The 16,813-nt window shown below is 55.3% G+C and carries 16 protein-coding genes; 8 read left to right on the top strand and 8 right to left on the bottom strand.

What is annotated here, in order from left to right; genetic code table 11:
• Positions 1-113 precede the first annotated feature (113 nt).
• The 7 genes from THINI_RS04530 to THINI_RS04500 all read right to left on the bottom strand — a co-directional run bounded on the left by THINI_RS04530 (position 114) and on the right by THINI_RS04500 (position 10,104).
• Complete coding sequence (locus THINI_RS04530) at positions 114-2,483, bottom strand: esterase-like activity of phytase family protein (protein ID WP_002707474.1); 2,370 nt, start codon at positions 2,481-2,483, stop codon at positions 114-116.
• A gap of 264 nt (positions 2,484-2,747) precedes the next feature.
• Positions 2,748-4,550 carry an alkaline phosphatase D family protein gene (locus tag THINI_RS04525; RefSeq protein ID WP_002707473.1) on the bottom strand — a complete coding sequence of 601 codons (1,803 nt, stop codon included), beginning with the start codon at positions 4,548-4,550 and terminating at the stop codon, positions 2,748-2,750.
• A 136-nt stretch (positions 4,551-4,686) separates the two neighbouring features.
• Entirely contained in the window at positions 4,687-5,961 is a 1,275-nt protein-coding gene (locus tag THINI_RS04520) for a glycerophosphodiester phosphodiesterase family protein (protein ID WP_002707472.1), read from the bottom strand.
• Positions 5,962-6,286: 325 nt separating this feature from the next.
• Positions 6,287-7,165 (bottom strand): hypothetical protein, encoded by an 879-nt coding sequence (locus THINI_RS04515; RefSeq protein WP_002707471.1) that lies wholly within the window; start codon positions 7,163-7,165, stop codon positions 6,287-6,289.
• Positions 7,166-7,332: 167 nt separating this feature from the next.
• The gene (locus THINI_RS04510) at positions 7,333-8,553 is read right to left on the bottom strand and encodes a DUF1015 domain-containing protein (protein ID WP_002707470.1); all 1,221 of its coding nucleotides are present in this window, start codon (positions 8,551-8,553) and stop codon (positions 7,333-7,335) included.
• 103 nt (positions 8,554-8,656) lie between these two features.
• Positions 8,657-9,649 carry a COX15/CtaA family protein gene (locus THINI_RS04505; RefSeq protein ID WP_002707469.1) on the bottom strand — a complete coding sequence of 331 codons (993 nt, stop codon included), beginning with the start codon at positions 9,647-9,649 and terminating at the stop codon, positions 8,657-8,659.
• The gene (locus THINI_RS04500; protein WP_169314583.1) at positions 9,649-10,104 is read right to left on the bottom strand and encodes a TlpA disulfide reductase family protein; all 456 of its coding nucleotides are present in this window, start codon (positions 10,102-10,104) and stop codon (positions 9,649-9,651) included. The genes THINI_RS04505 and THINI_RS04500 overlap by 1 nt, the downstream gene beginning before the upstream one ends.
• Before the next feature lie 174 nt (positions 10,105-10,278).
• On the opposite strand from THINI_RS04500, the gene THINI_RS04495 reads away from it, so the two are divergent.
• The 6 genes from THINI_RS04495 to THINI_RS04475 are packed head-to-tail and all read left to right on the top strand — an operon-like array spanning position 10,279 to position 15,170.
• Positions 10,279-10,773, top strand: a complete 495-nt coding sequence (locus THINI_RS04495) for a DUF2244 domain-containing protein (RefSeq protein WP_002707467.1) — start codon at positions 10,279-10,281, stop codon at positions 10,771-10,773.
• Positions 10,774-10,818: 45 nt separating this feature from the next.
• Complete coding sequence (coxB, locus tag THINI_RS04490; protein ID WP_002707466.1) at positions 10,819-11,943, top strand: cytochrome c oxidase subunit II; 1,125 nt, start codon at positions 10,819-10,821, stop codon at positions 11,941-11,943.
• A gap of 20 nt (positions 11,944-11,963) precedes the next feature.
• Positions 11,964-13,574 (top strand): cytochrome c oxidase subunit I, encoded by a 1,611-nt coding sequence (locus tag THINI_RS04485; RefSeq protein WP_002707465.1) that lies wholly within the window; start codon positions 11,964-11,966, stop codon positions 13,572-13,574.
• Positions 13,571-13,711: a hypothetical protein gene (locus THINI_RS25020; RefSeq protein ID WP_002707464.1), complete on the top strand. Its 141-nt coding sequence runs from the start codon at positions 13,571-13,573 to the stop codon at positions 13,709-13,711. The genes THINI_RS04485 and THINI_RS25020 overlap by 4 nt, the downstream gene beginning before the upstream one ends.
• Entirely contained in the window at positions 13,711-14,259 is a 549-nt protein-coding gene (locus THINI_RS04480; RefSeq protein WP_002707463.1) for a cytochrome c oxidase assembly protein, read from the top strand. The genes THINI_RS25020 and THINI_RS04480 overlap by 1 nt, the downstream gene beginning before the upstream one ends.
• Before the next feature lie 17 nt (positions 14,260-14,276).
• Entirely contained in the window at positions 14,277-15,170 is an 894-nt protein-coding gene (locus tag THINI_RS04475) for a cytochrome c oxidase subunit 3 (protein WP_002707462.1), read from the top strand.
• Here THINI_RS04475 and THINI_RS04470 read toward each other — a convergent pair.
• Positions 15,148-15,399, bottom strand: a complete 252-nt coding sequence (locus THINI_RS04470) for a twin transmembrane helix small protein (RefSeq protein ID WP_002707461.1) — start codon at positions 15,397-15,399, stop codon at positions 15,148-15,150. The two genes, THINI_RS04475 and THINI_RS04470, sit on opposite strands and share 23 nt — an antisense overlap.
• Positions 15,400-15,420: 21 nt before the next feature.
• Here THINI_RS04470 and THINI_RS04465 point away from each other — a divergent pair, with 21 nt between their 5' ends.
• Positions 15,421-16,164: an SURF1 family protein gene (locus tag THINI_RS04465; protein ID WP_050987996.1), complete on the top strand. Its 744-nt coding sequence runs from the start codon at positions 15,421-15,423 to the stop codon at positions 16,162-16,164.
• Positions 16,161-16,793, top strand: coding sequence for an SCO family protein (locus THINI_RS04460; RefSeq protein ID WP_002707459.1), 633 nt, complete (start codon positions 16,161-16,163; stop codon positions 16,791-16,793). Before THINI_RS04465 ends, THINI_RS04460 begins: the two co-directional genes overlap by 4 nt.
• Positions 16,794-16,813: the final 20 nt, after the last annotated feature.

Genomic DNA, 16,813 nt, shown 5'->3' with positions numbered 1-16,813 from the left:
TTCAATCCCCCTTTTTCAAAGGGGGAAACAGATAGTGCTTTGTAAGATCAAGCAGATATGCTTTCTTGCTCCCCTCCTTTGAAAAAGGAGGGGTTGGGGGAAGATTTTCCCGCTTACTTGAGAATATTGCCCAGGTTGATCAGGCGGGTTTCGCCGTTGTTGTCTTTGACGCCATCGTTGTCGTTGACGATCAGCACATCGCCGTTGGCAAGTACTGCGGAACCTTCAATCTTTTCCATCACTGGGCTGTTAGTGGCTTTCAGGTCTGGCAGGAGGTCACGCACCAGTGTCTTGGCGACGGTTGCACCGGCTGCAACGCCATTCAGGTCGATGCGGTAGAGGCGCTTGATGGCGGCGTCCGGCCCGCCCTGGTTATCGCGTTCCACCACCAGGAACTGGCCGTTGTCCAGCGAAGTCAGGTCAGACAGGCCAACCCAGCCGCCATTTTGGGAAGCGACGGCTTCCAGTGGGTAATACACGAAGCTCCAGGTTTTGTTGGCGAGATCGTAAATGCCGATACGTGGGTTGGCTTCCTTGTTCCAAGCGCGCTGGAAGGCGACGTAGATGCGCCCGTTGTATTCGGCCACGCCTTCAAAGCCGAAGCGCAGTTGCACGGCGTTGACTTCGGCTGGCAACTGGATGACCTGCTGGATAACACCATTGGCGTCGGTTTTGAACACCAGGTTGGCGCTGTTGACCGGGCGGGTGGCGTCGCCAACCGTGCCTGCGCCTTCAGAGGCGACCCAGAAACCGCCATCACTGGCCACGGCAACGCCTTCGGGGTCAATATTTACGCTCTTGTCGGCATTGATCATGGCTTGCAGGTCAACGGAATCAAACACATCTTTGCGGCTGTCGCTGTCGCTGTCGCTGTCGCTGTCAGCTTTGGCGGTGGCGTCAACCGTGGCGACCGGCAGGCTTGCAAACACGCCGTTCATGTCGGTGATTTTGGCGGCAACGCTCAGTTTGGCGGGCTGGTCGGATACATCCAGTTTGAAAATGCGGTTTTGCTGGTAGAAGCTGTCTTCGATGGAGTAAACTGTGTTGGCGTCGTTAGGATCCGCCGCCAGGCCGGAGAGAGCTCCCCATGCCACTGGGTTGCCGTTGGCATCATCGGTGGAAATGACGGTTGGGTATGATGCCGCCTTGTCTTCGTAGCGATAGACATTGACCACCGAACGGATAACGTCATCACGCGCATCCACTTCGCTGGCGGCGACCAGCAGGTTGCGGGACGGGATTGCCAGTACGCCTTCCGGCCCGGAACCGGCAGGCAACACCTGTTTCAGCACCGGCTGGCTGCTATTGCTGGCGTCGTAGACAAACACGGTGTTGGAGCGTTCGGAAGCGATGAACAGGAACTTGTTGCCCTCGAAGGAGGCGAATTCGGCATTTTCCGCTTCATTACCCTTGTTGCCGGAGCGGTCATCCGGGTAGTGACCCATGCGGATAACCTGATGATCCATGCTGTTGCCGGAAGTGAACACGACTTCGCTCTTGGTGTTAAACACGGTGAAACCACGGCTGCCACCTTTCCAGTCGCCTTCATCCGCAGTGGCCAGCAAATCGGTGGAAAGCCAGGTGACGCCATCCGGTTCGCGCGGCACGGCGCTCAGTGAGCCATCCGTCGTGATCAACGCCGGGGATTCTTCCTTCACGTCAATCTTGTCGAGGTCAACGCTGCCCGCGCTGAAGTGGTTGATAATCTTGCCGTCAGCCAGGTTCACCAGCACGATGTAGTTGTTTTCCTGCAAGGTGACAGCGGCGACGTTGTTGCTGTTGATGTCCACGTATTCCGGTTCAGGGTCGCCGGGGGCTACATCCGCCAAGCCGCTCATGTCAACCTTGCGGGCTTTCCAGGTGGATGGTTCACCCTTGAGGTCAACGATCATCAGGTAGCCTGCTGGTGCTTGTGGAATGTCGCCATCGTTCACGTCTTCGTCACGCTCATTTTCAATGGCGATGGCTGCGTATGCGCCATCCGGGCTGATTGCGACCGAATCTGGCTGCCCGCCCATTTCGATGGAGGCGATCACGGTTTTGCTGCTCATGCTGACCACATCCAGCTTGCCGCTGGCGTTGATGTAGTCGGCGGAAGTGTTGACACCGACCAGTGCATAGTTGCCAGTGACAGCGACGGAAGTGGGTTCGCCACCCATTTTCAGTTTGCCTGCTGCCTTCGGGTTGGCCGGGTCGGCAATATCTACAAAGCCAACCGATTTGCTGGGGCTGTCGGTGTAGACCAGCATCATGCCATCGGTGCTGGCGGCTACGATTTCCGCCGAGGTTTCATCATCCACATTACAGTTGGCGTCCAGTTGGGAACAGACCGGGAAGGAGGCGACACGGTTGAAATTCCAGCTAGTTGTGTTGGAAGTGTTGCTGGAAGTGTCAGTGTTGCTGTCGTTGTTATTACAGGCGCTCAGGCCGACAGAAACAGCCAGAGCCAGTGAGCAGAAAGTGAGATGAGCGGGGATGCGCATGAGTGCCTCCAGAGGGAATATTGATAAACCTGCTGATTTTTAAGGTCACAGGTTAAATCCTGTTTACGAAATTTTTACAGTCTGATGACAAGACTCTTATCACAAAAGCATCATGAAAAGTTCGTAATCCTGTAACCGCTTGTTTAACACCATATGTGAATGTGCTCGTAGTATGACCGAGCAAGTAATTCCTACTCCTGAGACTATCCCGCCTAACCGGAAAGCCCTGCCCCCGCTCGCAGGGCTTCCGTTTTTTGGGGAGGTCTATGTCCGCACAATCTTGCGGTTGCCTGCGCCCGGCAGTGTTGTCAAGCTTTTATCCAGCACTGTGGTGTAAACCGTTTCCTTGACGGTGGAAACGAGATGCCAGTCTGCCTGCGCTTCGGCTGGCGTTACCCGCAACACCAGGTAGCCGCGTTTGGAGGTGTCGGCGTAGGCCAGGGTGGGGATCAGTTGGCGTACACCCGCAGCCAGTTCCGCCGGGCTCGTGCCGGGCAGGTATTCTTCCAGGCCGGGGGAGGAGACACTGCCGGTGGCGAATTCCACGCCAACCTGGTTGCCGTCCTGGTCCTGCAAATCATTTGCCCAGGCGTTGTGGGTATCGCCGCTCAGCACCAGCAGGTTTTTGTCCAGCAGCCGAGCGATGCCATACACGGTTTCACGCGCCACGGCGTAGCCATCCCACGCATCCAGATTGTAGGGGATGCTGGGTGCGTTGATGATGGCTTGACTGGTCGGGTCATTGACGATGGTGAGTTGGTCAGTGGTCATGCCTGCTGCCAGCAGGTTTTCTGGAGTAACCGGCGTTCCCGCCGCAGTCAGTTGGGTTGACAAGGTTTGGTAGGTGATGAATGCGGTGGCAATCACGCCGTACTGGGCGAAGCTCACCGTCGGATTTTGCGGGGTCGGGGTCAGCAACGGGGATGGCAGGTGCATCTTGCCCATCAGTACCTGTTGCCCCAGCACCTGCCAGATGGCGGTGGAGGCGGCAAGCTGGCCTTGCAGCCATGCAGTTTGTTCCGCGCCCAGCAATTGGCGGGTCGGGTCACTCATGGCGGCGGTGAAACCGGCAGTGTTGAAAACACCGGTGCTTGGGTCGATATAATCCACGTAATCCAGTTGCTTGTCGCGCCCACCCAGACGGGTATCCAGCATGTGCAGGCTCAGCAGTGAACCGAAATCAAACGAGCGGTAAGCTTTCAAGGGGTTGCTGGCATCCTGTTCGCGCACCGGCAGCCATTCGTACCAGGCTTTCAGGGCGGCGGCGCGGCGCAGGGTGAAATCGCCTTCGGTGGCGGTGGTGTGGTTTTCCGCCCCATCTTTCCACGCATCATTGGCAACTTCGTGGTCATCCCAGATGCAGATGAACGGCAGTCTGGCGTGCAGTGCCTGCAAGTCCTTGTCGCTGCGGTACTGGGCGTAGCGCTGGCGGTAATCCTCGATTTTCAGCAGTTCGTTGGCCGGTACGGAAACACGGCCCAGCTTGGTGGCATCGGCAGACGCATACTGGTCAGCACCCGCGCCGTATTCGTAGATGTAATCACCCAGATGCAGGGCGGCAAACAGGTCGTTGCGTTTGGCGGCTTCCGCATAGACGTGGAAGTAGCCTGCCGGGTAGTTGGCGCAGGAAAATACCGCCAGTTTGACTTCGCTGATATCACCAGTTGGCAGGGTGCGGGTTTTACCGCTAGGTGATACGGCGTCGCCGGTCTTAAAGCGGTAGAAATAGGTGGAACCTGCTTGCAGGCCGGTAGCATCCACCTTGATGGTGTAGTCACGCGCGGCATCTGTGCTGGTTTCGCCCTTGCTGACAATGTTGCTGAAGGCTTCATCGCTCGCGACTTCCCAGTTGACGTTCAGGCTGCTGCCAGAGGCAGGTACAGCGCGGGTCCACAGGATCACCCGGTCGGTCAGTGGATCGCCACTGGCAACGCCGTGGGTGAAGGTGTTGCTGGTCGAGGCGTTTGCCGCCCCATCGTTGTTACAAGCGGTGAGCAAACCGCTTGCCAGGGCGCCGGAACCGGCGATGATATGACGGATAAAATTGCGGCGGTCGATAGGCGGCATGAGGCTTCTCCTGATGGTTTCACGATGAAGGCATCATAGAAAGGCGAATGTGTCACTGTGGTTAAAAGGTTGTGAAGGCTTTGTGATGCGCGCAACCCTGGCTTCGTTGTGGCCAAGGTTGCGGCAAGTGAAGGTTTTACAAACCCTTGCAGTTAGCGTAATAGGTTACGGTGGCGGGCCAGTCGGAGAAAATGCCCTTGATGCCCACATCCTGTGCCAGCACGTCCAGCATTTTCAGGATGTTGCCATCTTTGTTGATGCCCTTGTTGACCGTCTGGTAGTACCAGCCGCCGCCCGTGGTCATCGGGTAGGAGCGTTCCAGTGTCCAGGCGATCATGTTGATGCCAGCCGCCTGCGCAGCCTTGGCGTAAGTGGAAGGAACGATGTCGTTGTTGGCGTCCAGTTCCACCATTGCAAACAGCGGCGGGGAAATGTAGTTCACGCCCTGCGCCTTGAGAGAAGGCATGGCGGCAATTTGGTTCTGGTAGCCAACCGGGTCAAGGGATTCATCGGCATTGGCTTTGTAGATTTCATCATCCAGATAGACAGCCTGTTGGCCAAATTCCGGCTCATGCTTGATCCAGTAGAGGATGTCGTCCAGTTCAAACGATTGCGGAAATACATCGCAGCCGGGAACGCCAGCGGCCTTGTATTCGTCGATCATCTTTTGGGCGTATTGTTCCTGAGTGAAACCGTCGAACGGCATCTTGACGCTGGGGTACTTCAGTTCTGGCGTCATTTTGACACCTAGCTTTTTGAACAGCGCGATACTGTCCTTATGGGTCATCAGCGTGCCAGGCGCGGAGTAAAGGTCAGTACGGAAATTGGGCGTGCCCTTGAGGTAATCAGCAATTGTGGTGGCGTTGGTGTTGGCGGCGTCCATCTTGGCCTTGAGGGTCTTGAACTCATCCAGGGTGATGTCGCTGGTGCAGCATTCAGCAGAAGCCGGTTTGGTCACCTTGCCGGTGGCAGGATCAATCTCTGCCGGGGTGAAGGGTTTGGAGCACTTGTCCGCCAATGGCGTGGCGAGAATGTTGGTGGTGGTGTGCAGGTCACACTGGGAATGGCGGCACACCAGTTCCTTGTCTTTGGTGAAAGTGACATCACACTCGATGATGCCAGCGCCCATGCGGGCAGCCGCTTCGTAAGACTCCCTGGAATGTTCCGGAAATTGCAGCGCCGCGCCGCGATGGCCGATGGAAAATTCGGTTTTATGGAATGGGCCGTTGGCACAGTTTTGCAGCTCATCTTTCAACGGGCCTGGATCCATGTCTTCGATCAGGTAATAGGGGCGCGGGCCGACCTGGATGTTGTCCGCCGGACTGGTTTCAGTGGCGTGACTGGGGTTCACGGCTGCCGCAGTGGCGAGCAGAACGACAATGGAAGTGGATAGTACAAGTTTGGTATGCATGGCGGATTGCCTCCCTGGCAGGTGTGGAAAGCATCAGCCTAACAAGGGCTTGTTTAGCGTGAATGATCAGGGCGTGAAAAAAATGTGACAGCATTTTGATGGCGATGGCATAAAATCTGCTTAACATTTCTATGCGAGAACTCCCTGGAATCTGTGGGAGAATGCCCGCGAATTTGTAAGGTCAGGAAACAGCCATGAACCTCAAGAAGCAATACCTGAAAAGCCGCCCTGTTTGCAAAGTTACATTCCGTTCAAGCCGTTGCTTGGTGCTGTGTTTGATGTTCACGGGAGAAGCCACTACTGTTGGGTCAACAAGTAGCGCAGGCTAAAATGGCATAAAGGATTTGAACATTTTCATAAACGGGCTAACCGTGGAAGCCGCTTCGCCCATTGGTCGGACAGATTGGGCCATTGACCCCACTTGTTGGTTCATCTGCGCCACATTACCACTCATGTAAGCGACGTTGTTGTTCATGTAGTACATGGACTGGTTCATCGTCTGCATGTTTTGTGACATGTATTGGGTATTCTGCGACATAGCCTGGGTATCGTTTGCCATCGTACCGATGTGACCGTTCATGGTGTTGATGTTGCCCGACATGGCGGTCATGGAACCTTGCATACTGGTCATCACATACATCATGTAACCCATCGCCGATGCGCCAACCACTGCCACCGGCAAGATCCATGCGCGTGTTTTGGGTTGGGTGGCCAGAATATTTTGGTGTTCTGCGCGTAGCTCACGCATTTTGTCTTCGATGTGCTGCTCACGCTCGTTGAACTCCTGGTGCAAGCGTTTGAATGCGTATTCCAACCGTTCACTGATGCCGTCAGGATGATCAACCGGTTTGGTGTTGGTTGCAGTAACAGGTTCGCTGGTTTTTGCCTGTTTCTGGTTGGAAGCTTGTTGTGTCCACCATGGAACCAGATGACCCAAGCCCAGCAAAGTAGGCGTGACCGGAACCAATGCTGTTGAAGTGGCAGCAGATTGCTTGCGGCTGCGTTTGCGGGAAGGTTTGACAACCATGTCTTGCCGCTTGACGATGCGCAGCGCTTTGCCGGTATCTTCAACCAAAGCAGATTTCACATCAGGGATTGCGTTGCCAAAGACATCCAGCCCCACGGAAATTTTGCGTGGTTGCGTGGTCTTCGTCAGGGTTTTGGTAAAAGCAGGTTTTAAGGACTGTGGTATGGCTTTCATCATTATATTTTCCGCCCCATGTTTTCCGAGTAACGGATTAGTCCATTATGGATAATGGGCAGAGTATATAAGCCAACTCTGATATTTACAAGCAAGGAAACGGGCGAATTTTCTCCGCATTATGACCCCCTCCCCTTATCAGGGGAGGGTCGGGGAGGGGTTTATTTATATCAACCCAACAGGTAGGAAACCACGCCATCCGCCAGCTTCGGTTCGAACCAGGTAGATTTGGGTGGCATCACATCGTTGTTGTCAGCCACTGCCATCAGATCTTCCATACTGGTGGGGTAAAGCGAGAACGCAACTGCCATTTCACCGCTGTTGACACGCTTTTCCAAGCCTTCCAGACCCCGGATACCGCCCACGAAGTCGATGCGGTCATCGCGGCGCGGGTCGGTAATGCCCAGTACCGGTTCGATCAGGTAACGCGCCAGACGGCTGACATCCAGCCGCGCTACCGGGTCGTCATTCGGCATCAGTTCGGCGTGCAGGGTCAACTTGAACCACTGGCCATCCATATACATGCCAAACACGCCTGCCTGTTCGGGCTTGACGGGTGTGGAAGAAGGTTCCAGATCGAAGTTCTGTTCAACCGCCGCCAGAAACTGGGAATGATCCATGTCATGCAAATCGCGAACCACACGGTTGTAGTCGAAGATTTTCATCTCGTGCGCAGGGAAGATCACCGACAGGAAATAACCGGAACCCTGCTGGTTATTACGCATTTTGGCGATCCGCGAAGCCGCAGCGGAACGGTGATGCCCGTCAGCAATATACAGCGCGTGCATGGCGTTGAAAGCTGCCGTCAGTTGCGCAATGCTGCCCTCGTCATCAATCACCCACAAGGTGTGGCGGATGCCGTCATCGGCGGTAACATCCAGCACTGCTTCGCCCTGGGAAGCCTTGGCCAGAATCTGGTCTACCGCTGGCGTATCGGGACAAGCCAACAGCACCGGCCCGGTTTGCGCATTGACCGCATCAATCTGGCGCACGCGGTCATCTTCCTTCACCGGGCGGGTGAATTCATGCTTGCGGATGCGGTTGGTGTCGTAATCGGCGATGGAAGCCCCCGCTACCAGCCCGGTCTGGCTATGGTTCCCCATGACCAGACGGTAGGCGTAGTAACACGGCTGTTCATCCTGCACCAGTAAACCGGCATCGATAGTGTGCTGAAGGTTTTCCGCCGCCTTGGCGTACACGGCCTCGCTGTAGGGGGTGGTATCTTCCGGCAGGTCAATTTCCGGCTTGGAGACATGCAGGAAACTCCACGGCTTGCCCTCGGCCCGCCCACGTGCTTCGGCAGAATTCAACACATCATACGGTGGCGCAATCACTTCAGCGCCCCGACCCGGAGCCGGGCGCAAGCCCTTGAAGGGTGAAATCAGATTCATGTTGGAAACCTTTCCCAAAAACCAGAAACGGCAACATTATAGCCGCCATTTCCCTGGGCTGCCATGTGCTTATGAGTAGGCATTCGGGGTGAGTTGGTTCGGATCAGTGCAAAACTTTCTTCACCATCAACCGATAATTCAGCGTGATGACTGCCAGCAACAGCAAGGCTGCTACCAGTGTATGCCCAGTAGCAATCGGCAAGGGCAGGGCGAGTACCACATTCAGGATGCCCAGCGTCACTTGGGTGAACAACAGCAAAAGAATGGTGTGTGGAACCTGCCCTAGCATCTGCTGGCGCTTACGGATTGCCCACAGCATCAGGCCACCCAGGAACAGGAATACTGTCAACGCCCCCAGCCGGTGCAGCATGTGGATGGCTGTGCGCGCCGGGTTTTCCAGTATGCCGAACTCATAATCCGTTCCTTCCTGCCATGCAAATGCGAAACCGGTGGCAAAATCAGCATCCGGCCACAGGTTTCCGTGGCAGGTGGGGAAACTGGTTCCACACGCAACAGCTGCGTAATGGGTACTGGTCCAGCCGCCCAGGAATATTTGCCCGATCAATAGCAGCAGGCCGATCAGGCCCAGGGTTTTCAAGCGTGCTGATTCCGGGGAATAAAGGGTGACTGGCTGCGTTGCGTGCTGCCGCAGCCATAGCAGCCACACCAGCGATAGCGTGGTGAAACCGCCCAGCAAATGCGCAGTCACGATCATCGGGCTAAGCAGCAAGGTCACTGTCCACATCCCCAATGCCGCCTGAAAAATAACGGTTCCCAGCAGCAGCGCGGGCAGTAACAGCCCTTGCTGGAACTGGCGTCTGAATACCAGCCTGATGAGAAAAATACCCAGGATCAGTAAGCCCAGCGTTCCGGCGGCGTAGCGGTGGATCATCTCCTTCCAGGCTTTGTGTTCTTCCAGCGGGCGCTGGAATTGTGTGCTGTCCACTACATCAGGCACGGCAAGATGTCCGTAGCAGCCTGGCCAGTCAGGGCAGCCAAGCCCAGCGTCGGAAAGGCGTGTATAGGCTCCTAGCACGATGACCATCAGCGCCAGCAGCAACGTGATGGAGAGTAAGCGTGAGTACAGTGTTTGCATTATTGTCCGTTTACAGCTTGGGTTTGCAGGTGGGGCTTTAATCTCGCCAATATTTCATCCCGTGTTAAAGCGCCTCGCCAGTTGAGCAGAACATTTCCTTGACTGTCAATCAAATGATGGCTCGGTACGACCAAATCAGGGGTTAACTGGCGGGCAGTTTCCCCATCCAGATCCAGCAGCACCGGTACGGAGAGTTGCAGGCGGTCACGCACTTCCAGCAGGGCGTTGGGTGGGTCATACGGCATCGCCAGCGCCACGATGGATAACTGGTCGCCATATTGTTGGTAGAGCCTTTCCAGTTCCGGCAATTCATGCAGGCAGATAGCGCAACTGGCTGACCAGGAACTAACCCAGGTGAGCTTTCCCCGCTGGTCGGGAATAGAGATACGCTCGCCATTCAGTGACGGCAGGCTGACCGGTTTAAAGCGATTAGTCTGCCGTTCTGTTAACAGCATGGCAGCAATGCCTCCCGCCAAAATCAGCAAGATGGGCGCAAAGTATTTCAGTTTATTATTAAATTCCAACATGCAGATCGGGCAACAAATTTCAATGATAATAATCAAAAACTAGGATATATTAACTCAGGCCGTGTGATTTCACACACTTGCAACCAGCGGAGAGGGATTGTTGTGGTGACAGCTACAAACAACATGACCGATGTCTGCCGAACCTTTGAGGTGCGGCCCAACCGCTCTTTGTCGCGCGAGGGGATGCTGGTTTTTTTCATCGCGGTTGCCGTTTTATCCCTGCTGGTGGCACTGCGCTTCATTTTGTTGGGGGCATGGCTGGTGTTGCCCTTCACCTTGCTTGAGATTGTGGTGTTGGGTGGTGGCCTGTATTTGTTCGAGCGCGGTTCCCGCTATTCTGAAACCATCCAGATCGGCCCCGATTCCATCCTGTTCATTGCCCGCAGCGGTGTAAAAGTCTTACAAGAATGCCGCTTCCAGACCCATTGGGTAAACATCGTACTTCAGTTGGATCAACACAGTTGGTATCCCGGCAAGCTGTTGTTGCAGTCGCATGGACGCAGTGTCGAAATTGGCGTCTGTCTGACTGAAGATGACCGCAAGGCATTCGCAGCAACCATCAAGGCGTCGTTGGAGGATTGCCGCCGGATGGCCTGAACAAAAACACCCATTACCTGAGGAGTAAACATGTTAGGAGGAGGCATGTCAGAAAAAAAAATAAGCAGTCTGGCTACAATACTGGTTACGGGCGTATCCGGCCTGTGGGCAGGCGCGGCTAGCGCGGCTTACGAATACAACTTGAACCCACCCGCGTCGACGATTACGCAGGAAATTTTCGACCTGCACATGCTGACCACCTGGGTTGCGACCATCATCATGGTGATCGTGACCGCGATGATTGTGTATGCCCTGTATGCTTTCCGCCATTCCAAAGGGGCGGTCGCTGATCAGGAATTCCACAATAACTGGTTCGGGCGTTGGGCGTGGGTGCTGGTTCCCGTCATTGTATTGGGGATCGACCTGAGCATTGCCAGTTCTGCTTCCTCCACCCTGTCGTCGGTCGAATCCCACGATAAGGCAGACGTTACCGTCAAGGTGATCGGCTCGCAGTGGAAATGGACTTATGAATACATGGACGATGACATCAAAATCGTCAGCAATCTGAAAAAGCTGGAGCCGACTGACCCGCTGTATTTGCGTGATGTGGATGAGCCGCTGGTGTTGCCGACCGGCAAACGGGTGCGTTTCCTGCTGACTTCCACCGACGTATTGCACAACTGGGGTATCGCGGAAATCGTTCCCAAGAAAATCAACATCCCCGGCTATATCAACGAGACCTGGACGAACATCACCAAAGAAGGCACTTACCGTGGGCAATGCTATGAGAACTGCGGCACGGGTCATGCCTTCATGCCTGCGGTAGTTACGGCGGTCAGCCCGGAAAAATTTGAGCAGTGGCGTTCTGAAAAGAAAGCAGCGCTGGCGCAAGCGGCTGCCGAAGCTTCATCCGACAAGGTGTGGGCGAAAGAAGAACTGGTCGCCAAGGGGCAGGAGGTTTACACCAAAAACTGCATGGCTTGCCACCAGGCTGCCGGCCAGGGTATCCCCGGCGTATTCCCGGCATTGGCAGGCAGCAAGATTGCCAACGGTGTCGCTACCGATCACATCAATATCGTGGTGAAAGGCAAGGCTGGCACGGCCATGGCTGCTTGGGGGCCACAATTGAATGATCTGGATATTGCGGCGGTCATTACCTTTGAACGCAATTCCTGGGGCAACACTGCGGGTGATGTTGTCCAGCCTAACGATGTAAAAGCAGCACGATAATTTTTGAGGAGGAGTTTCCCATGAGTGGAGCAGCCACAGCACACGACGACCATCACGACCACGGGCCACCAAAGGGTTGGAAACGCTGGGTTTACAGCACCAACCACAAGGACATTGGTACGATGTATCTGTTTTTTGCCTTGTTCATGCTGTTTTTCGGCGGGGCGATGGCGATGTACATCCGTGCGGAATTGTTCATGCCGGGGGTGCAGTTGGCCAGCCCGGATTTTTACAACAACATGGTGACTGACCATGCGTTGGCGATGATTTTCGGCATGGTGATGCCCGCTGCGGCGGGGATGGCCAACTGGATGATCCCGATGATGATTGGCGCGCCGGATATGGCTCTTCCGCGCCTCAATAACCTCAGTTTCTGGTTGTTGCCTGCGGCGGCGCTGATGTTGATCCTGTCGATCCTGGCTCCGTACATCTTTCCGGAAGGTGGTGCGCCGGTCAATACCGGCTGGACGTTGTTGCCGCCGTTGTCGGTACAGGCGGGGATCGGGATGGACTTCACCATTTTCGCCATCCACCTGTTAGGGATTTCTTCGATCTTGGCGTCTATCAATATTGTCACCACTATCCTCAACATGCGTGCGCCCGGCATGACCATGATGAAAATGCCGTTGTTCGTGTGGGCTTGGTTCTTCACCGGTTTGTTGCTGATTGCGGTTATGCCGGTGTTAGCGGGTGCGGTGACGATGCTGCTGTTTGACCGCCATTTCGGTACGTCTTTCTTTGATGCTGCCGGTGGTGGTGACCCGATTCTGTTCCAGCATTTGTTCTGGTTCTTCGGGCATCCGGAAGTGTATGTGTTGCTGTTGCCTTCTATCGGGGTGCTGGGGTTGGTGATTCCTACCTTCTCGCGCAAACCGCTGTTCGGCTACAAGTCACTGGTGTGGGGGATGGCGTTCCTGGCAGCGCTGGGCATGGTGGTGTGGGCGCATCATCAGTACACCATCGGTATGTCGCTGGGGGCTACCAACTACTTTATGATTGGCACCATCCTGATTTCGATTCCGGTCGGGTTAATGCTGCTGAACTTCATTTTCACCATGTGGCGCGGTTCGATGACGTTTGAAACACCGATGCTGTTTGGTATTGCCATTATCCTGATGTTCTCGTTCGCGGGTGTGACTGGCGTTATGCTGGCTGTGGTTCCGGCAGACATGCAGTATCACGACACCATGTTCGTGGTGGCGCATTTCCACTACGCGCTGATTCCAGGAGCGGTATTCGGCCTGTATGCGGGCGTGTTCTATTGGCTGCCGAAGTGGACTGGGCATATGTATGACGAGCGTCTGGGCAAGATTTTCTTCTGGTGGACGACCATCTCGTTCAACATCACCTTCTTCCCGCAGCACTTCTCCGGGTTGGCGGGGATGCCACGCCGGATTGTAGATTACAGCGTGCAGTACACCGAGTTCAACGTGATTTCCAGTATCGGTGGTTTCATGTTTGGTCTGTCGCACTTGTTATTCCTGTACATCATTTTCAAGACCATAAAGGGGGGGGCGAAAGCACCGGCCAAGCCGTGGGAAGGTTCCCAGATCGGCACGACCGGGCTGGAATGGACGCTGCCTTCGCCGCCTCCGTTCCACAGCTTCACTGAAGCGCCGGTAGTCAAATGATGGATAAGCATGACGACGACAAGCTACGTAAGGCCAATCTGCGAGTGGCGATTATCCTTGGGGTTATTGCCGTGGCGGGTGTGTTGTACACCTTCCTGTACCTGCCGAAAGTCATGAGTGGCGGAGGCATGGGTTGATGGATGAGCGCACCGCCCAAAACCGCAAAACGACTGTTCGCCTCGGTTTGGTCGTGGCGGGGATGTTTGCCTTCGGTTTCGCCATGGTTCCCCTGTATGGCCTGATTTGTGAGGTCGGGGGAATCAATGGCGTGGCGGGTAGCGCGGGTGGGCGCGTGGCGGATACGGCGGCGTTTGCGGAGGATAAAAGCCGCCAGATCACGGTGCAATTCGATTCCACCGTCAACGCCAACCTGCCGTGGGAGTTCCACCCGATGACCCGGACGGTGCAGGTGCACCCCGGTGAACTGGCAACCGTCAGCTATTACGTGAAAAACACGACTGACCGACTGATTACTGGGCAGGCAGTACCGGGTATTACCCCCTGGCAGGTGACGCAGCATTTCAAGAAACTGGAATGTTTTTGTTTCACCCAGCAAACCCTGCAACCGGGGGAGGAGAAGGAAATGCCCGTGCGTTTTGCCATTGACCCGGCAGTGTCGGCTGAATACGAAACCGTCACGCTTTCGTACACATTCATGAATACAGAACAAGTGAGCAAGAATTAAAGGAGGATGGAGGAGTCATGGCACATGCAACACACGCGGATAAAGATGCGTATTTCATCCCGGAACCTAGCCCCTGGCCGATCAAGGCTGTGTTGGGCATGTTCCTGCTGTTTTTCGGCCTGATACTGACCATCAACAAGATGGATTTTGCGGGCAGCCTGATCATGGTGACGGGCTTTGCGCTGCTTGCGCACTTGTTGCATGGCTGGTTTGGGGCGGTAATCGACGAAAACCTGAGCGGGAAGTACAACGGTAAGGTTGACCGTTCATTCCGGCAGGGGATGTTCTGGTTCATCACCTCGGAAGCGGCCTTTTTCATCACCTTTTTCGGTTGTCTGTATTACCTGCGCAATATCACCCTGCCGTATCTGGGGGGGGAAGGTCATCTGGCCACTTCCAATATCCTGTGGGAAGGCTTCAAGTACAACTGGCCGCTGCTGAATTTGCCAGATGCAGGCACAGCCAAGTACGTGGCGGCGAAAGAGGCCATGGGGGCATGGGGAATTCCCTTTATCAATACCGTCATCCTGTTATCCAGTGGTGTCACCCTGACCTGGGCGCATTGGGGGTTGAAAAAGGACAATAACAGGCAGTTGGTGCTGGGTTTGATGCTGACTATCGCCTTGGGTGTGATCTTCTTCTGCCTCCAGGCGTATGAATACTGGCACGCCCATCATGCAATGGATTTGACCCTGAATTCAGGGGTGTACGGCTCCACTTTCTACATGCTGACCGGCTTCCACGGCCTGCATGTGACGATTGGTACGATCATGCTGATCGTGATCTGTGTACGCAGCATGAAGCGCCATTTCACCGAGCATAACCACTTCGCATTTGAAGCGGTGGCATGGTACTGGCACTTTGTGGATGTGGTGTGGATTGCCCTGTTTATTTTTGTGTACTGGTTGTAGGGGCGTTATCGGTGGCTGCCTGCGGTACAACGCCGTGCGGCTGGATTTGTCCCGTCAGGTAGCCCACCGTCAACATCAGGATGAGGAATACCGACAGCGCTACCCGCGTCGTCAATGAAGTCACCACCCGATTGGATTTGCCATTGTCTTTGGCGAGAAAAAACACACCGGAGACCAGGCTGAGCAGGATCAGGGCCAGATTGATGATGATCAGAACTTTAAACCACATAGGAGCCTCGGTTTGTTACAAATGAGTGAAAATGCCAGTATAACCGCAAGTTACCGCTTCCGGCCTACGCTTTTTGCCACATTACTGACGGCGGTGATGGTGGGCATTTTCACTTCCCTGTCGATCTGGCAATACCATCGGGCGCAATACAAGCAGCAAGTGGCTCAGGATATTGCCCGGCAAATAACCCTGCCTGCCATTAACCTGAACCAACACAAGGTGGAGTGGCCAGCCCAGCGTTACCGCCCGGCGCAGGTTTCCGGTACATGGGAAACCGGCAGCACTCTGCTGCTGGATAATATCGTGCATCAGGGCAAGGCTGGTTATCACGTCATCACGCCACTGAAACTGGACGCCACTGGCGAACATATCCTGGTCAACCGTGGTTGGGTGAAGGTGGGCGCTGACCGCAAAGTATTGCCCAATATCACCACTCCGGTAGGGGAGGTGCTGCTGTCCGGCACACTGGATTCCCCACGTTCCAAACCCGTGTTTTTGTTCGGCGACATCCCGGCGGATGCAGAAGGCAACCAGCGCTGGCTCTACCTTGACCAGGCGAAGCTGGCGCAGAAGCTCGGGTATCCGCTTGCCCCTTACTTGCTGCTACAAACGACGGATTCCGCCGATGGCCTGCGCCGCGACTGGCCTGCTTACGAAAACAAGGCCGGGATGCACATCGGCTACAGCATCCAGTGGGCTGCGTTCGGCCTGATTGTGCTGGCAGCCTACCTGTACCTGAATACCCATAAAAAGGAGACGCCATGAGCGCCGCTGTTGAGACTGCCCCAACCACTGCTACCCAACCCAGACGCAGCAACCGGACATTCTGGATTCTGGTGGTGGTTTGCGCATTCCCGTATCTGGCGGGCTGGCTGTATTACCAGTTTATGGATCGTTTGCCCGCCCCCGTCACTACCAACCACGGCACGTTGATATCTCCCGTGCGCGCAGTAGGTGAATTACCCCTGTTGGGGGCGGATGGTACTACCTTCAATATAGCGGACTTGCGCGGCAAGTGGGTGTTGGCGACGGTCGCCGATTCCGCTTGCCAGCAGGCTTGTCAGCAAAATCTGTATCACCTGCGGCAGGTGCGCCAAGCCATGGGCAACGAACGCCGCCGGGTGGAACGTTTGTTGGTGCTGACTGAAACCAGCCAGCTTGCTGCCCTGCTACCGCACTTGCAAGTACATGACGGGGTGAGGTTGGCGACAGGCCCGGCGGAATCCGTTGCCCGCTTGCAGGGCTTGCTGCAAACCCCCAATCCGGTAGCACAGGATGGCATCTACATCATTGATCCATTAGGGAATGTGATGATGTCCTACCCGCCTGGTTTCAGTGGGGAACTGATGATCAAGGATCTGCGCCGCCTGTTGAAAGTTTCGCAGGTGGGGTAAACAAAAAGCCGCAAAGGCTG

The sequence above is a fragment of the Thiothrix nivea DSM 5205 genome, assembly GCF_000260135.1.
Lineage (GTDB): Bacteria > Pseudomonadota > Gammaproteobacteria > Thiotrichales > Thiotrichaceae > Thiothrix > Thiothrix nivea.
Note: the sequence above shows the minus strand (reverse complement) of the source record. Positions and strands in the feature narration are given on the sequence as shown.